At 33.4% G+C, this 3,472-nt stretch carries 6 protein-coding genes; all 6 read left to right on the top strand.

The genetic code is table 11. The annotated features are described in order from the left end of the window. The first annotated feature begins 160 nt into the window (after positions 1-160). Positions 161-475, top strand: coding sequence for a 30S ribosomal protein S6 (rpsF, locus tag SULYE_RS07090; RefSeq protein WP_007547934.1), 315 nt, complete (start codon positions 161-163; stop codon positions 473-475). A 15-nt stretch (positions 476-490) separates the two neighbouring features. Next, a complete protein-coding gene (locus SULYE_RS07085) occupies positions 491-904 on the top strand; it encodes a single-stranded DNA-binding protein (RefSeq protein WP_007547933.1) in 414 nt (137 codons plus the stop codon). Between the two features lie 23 nt (positions 905-927). Then, a complete protein-coding gene (gene rpsR, locus SULYE_RS07080; protein WP_007547932.1) occupies positions 928-1,167 on the top strand; it encodes a 30S ribosomal protein S18 in 240 nt (79 codons plus the stop codon). A 13-nt stretch (positions 1,168-1,180) separates the two neighbouring features. Next, complete coding sequence (gene rplI, locus SULYE_RS07075; protein WP_007547931.1) at positions 1,181-1,630, top strand: 50S ribosomal protein L9; 450 nt, start codon at positions 1,181-1,183, stop codon at positions 1,628-1,630. Positions 1,631-1,647: 17 nt separating this feature from the next. Further along, a complete protein-coding gene (gene dnaB, locus SULYE_RS07070; RefSeq protein WP_043989249.1) occupies positions 1,648-3,060 on the top strand; it encodes a replicative DNA helicase in 1,413 nt (470 codons plus the stop codon). A gap of 1 nt (position 3,061) precedes the next feature. Next, the coding region (locus SULYE_RS07065; protein ID WP_007547929.1) for an MlaE family ABC transporter permease at positions 3,062-3,472 on the top strand (411 nt) is incomplete at its 3' end.

The raw sequence follows: 3,472 nt of genomic DNA, 5'->3' as shown, positions 1-3,472 counted from the left end.
TAAAGTTTTAGCCCATGCAAATGAATGTATTCTAAATGTGTTAAAATATGGTGTAGAAAAATCTATGAATATGTGTAATAAAAATTTAGCATGAAGCCTTGCTTTCCTGCAAATTGGCGGGAAGGCTGATTTAAAAAATCATCCAAAAGGAGGAAGATGTATGAGACATTACGAGTTAGTTTTTGTGCTTAAGCCAACTTTGTCTGAAGAGGAAATTAAAACTAGAGTTCAGGCTATCAGAGATTTAATCCAGCAAAACCAAGGTGAGATTTACAATGAAGAAAACTGGGGAAGAAGAAATCTTGCCTATCCAATTAACAAGTTCAACTCTGGATACTATTTCTTGATCAATTACAAAACAGGAAATAGCAATTTACCGGCAATCTTGGAGTACAATTTAAGAATCAATGAAGATGTAATCAGATTCTTAAATATGAAATTAAAAACTCCTAAAGCTACTGCTAAAGGAGAATAAAGAGGTGGCATAATTATGCTTAACAGAGTTATATTAATTGGAAGGCTCACAAGAGACCCAGAAGTTAGATTCCTTCCCAGTGGCATTCAGGTAACAAGTCTCTCTATAGCTGTAAGTAGAAATTTTAAGGACAAAAACGGTGAATGGAGAGAGGAAACTTCCTTTTTTGACATTGAAAGCTATGGAAAATTGGCTGAAAGGGTAGGATCGCAGCTTAGTAAAGGATATCAAATTCTTATTGAAGGATCATTAAGACAAGACAGATGGGAATCATCATCCGGCGAAAAAAGAAGTAAGGTGAAAATTGTAGCAGATAGGATAGCCTTACTTGGAAAACCTGGCGATAGAAATACTAAATCGACTTCTACAGATGAGGACCTTGACATACCGGTCGAAGATTTTGAATCAGACGAAGATATACCATTTTAAAAATTTTAAAGGAGGAGAATAAAATGACCAATGTAGTTCAAAATAAACCATACTTTCCAAAAAGAAAAAAATATTGCAAATTTTGTGCAGAAAAAAAGGAGCCAAATTACAAAGATATTGAAACATTGAAAGGTTTTATATCTGAACGAGGTAAAATAATTCCAAGTAGAATTTCTGGAACCTGCGCTAAGCATCAAAGAAAATTAGCTGTTGAAATCAAAAAAGCAAGACAGCTTGCTTTATTACCTTACGTAATTGTTTAAGGAGGTGAAAAATATGAAGGTTGTTTTAACTAAGGACGTAGAAGGTTGGGGAACTATTGGTGATGTTATAGAGGTTAAAAAAGGTTTTGCAAGAAATTATCTTATTCCAAGAGGATTAGCATTAGAATTAACAGAAGAGAATAAAAGATTTATTGACAATATTTTAGCGCAAAAAGCAAGAAAGCTCCAAAGAGAAAAAGAGAAAGCTTTTGAATTAGCTAAAAAATTAAACGGCGTTGAAATTGAAATAGAAAGACCGATCGGTGTGACGGGAAAAATGTATGGTTCTGTTACAATATCAGATATTGCTGAAAAATTAAAAGAAAAAGGCATCGAAATTGATAAGAAAAAAATAATGCTTAGAAGTCCAATTAGAAATCTTGGAAGCTACAATATCCAAGTTAAATTACATCCTGAAGTATCGGCAACTATCAAAGTACACGTAGTACCAGAATCTAAATAATTAATAATAATAAAGCTATGGAAACTTTAAAGGATTCGCCCTTTTTGCCTTATGATGAAGATGCGGAAAGGGCAATCCTTGGAAGTTTAATCGTTTATCCCGAAATCATTGACTCAGTCCTTACTAAGCTAAAAATTGATGATTTTTATCTTCAAAAACATAAAATCATTTACGAAACTATTATTGATTTATTCAACCAAGGTAAACCTTTAGGATTAATCATCTTAAAAGATGGATTAGAAAAAAAAGGAAAATTAGAATTTGTAGGAGGAATAAGTTATTTATACCAACTTGCCGAAGAAAGTGTTCCGCCTGACATAGCATTTCAAATCGTTGATATTATCAAAGAAAAATCCATTTTAAGGTCTTTAATAGAATCTGCGCAAAAGATAATTGCCAAAGCAAAAAATAAAGAATCTGATATTAACAGTTTGTTAGAAGAAGCGGAAAGTATAATTTTTCAGGTAACAGAAAATAAAGAAGTAGTAAATTATTATAGCCTTGGAGAAGTTTTAAAAGAGACTTTAAGAATAATCAATGAACTTTCCAAAAAGGATACAGTAGTCACAGGAATACCAACCGGATTTTATGATTTAGACAGATTAACCACCGGATTTCATCCGGGTGATTTAGTCATAATCGCTGCAAGACCGGGCATGGGAAAAACAAGCTTTGCGTTGTCAATTTTACATCATCTATCCGTTGTAGATGAAGTTCCCTCTGCATTTTTCTCATTAGAAATGTCAAGACAGCAAATTGCAATGAGACTTCTTGGAGAAGAATCTAAAATTCCGCTTAAAAAAATAAGGTCTGGATTTTTAAATGAAAGTGAGATCGAGAAATTAACAGAAGTTGCATTAAAAATGATGAATGCCCCATTGTATATAGATGATACTGCCTCTTTATCTATCTTGGATTTAAAAGCAAAGGCAAGAAGGTTGAAAAAAGAAAAAGATGTTAAGATAATCGTTGTTGATTATCTGCAACTACTTCGCTCCCATAGAAGAGTAGAAAATAGACAACAAGAAGTAGCAGAAATATCAAGAGGACTAAAGGCTTTAGCAAAAGAGCTTGGAATTCCTGTTGTAGCTTTGGCACAGCTTTCAAGACAAGCAGAAATGCGAGCAGACAAAAGACCACAGCTTGCAGATTTAAGAGAATCTGGTAGTATTGAGCAAGACGCAGACCTTGTTTTATTCATACATAGACCTGAGTATTATAAGAAAAATCCTTCACCACAGGAAGAAGGGTTAGCAGAGATAATAATCGCAAAACAAAGAAACGGACCAACCGGCACGATTCATTTAGCATTCATCAAAGAAATAACTAAATTTGAAAATTTAGCTAAAACAAGTCATAATATAGAAGAAGAAATTTTTGAAGAAGAGCAGGAATTTATAGAAGAGTCTGAAGACGGGGTAGATTTTTAAAATGGGTGTGATAAATTCTTTAATAGAGCATACAGGAAACATAACAATTTTTTTTCTTAGAACGTTATTATCTTTTAAAAAATTTCCAAAGATAAAACACATACTTAAATACATGGAAGATATTGGCGTCAATGCTGCGCCTTTAATAGTATTAACCGGATTTTTTACCGGCGGTGTTTTAGTTGTAGAGACTTATCCAACCTTTCATAAATTCAACGCTGAGTTTTTGATGGGAGCTTTGGTATCATTGTCTCTTGCAAGAGAATTATCGCCTGTTTTAGTAGCTCTTTTAGTTACCGCAAGGTCTGGTTCTGCAATTGCTGCAAATATAGGCACAATGAGAATAACAGAACAGATAGATGCCCTTGAAGTTATGGCAGTAGACCCAATGAGATATCTTGTTCTCCAAGAA

The sequence above is a fragment of the Sulfurihydrogenibium yellowstonense SS-5 genome (assembly GCF_000173615.1).
Lineage (GTDB): Bacteria > Aquificota > Aquificia > Aquificales > Hydrogenothermaceae > Sulfurihydrogenibium > Sulfurihydrogenibium yellowstonense.
The sequence above is the reverse complement of the archived record's forward strand: the minus strand, read 5'-3'. Positions and strand labels throughout refer to the sequence as shown.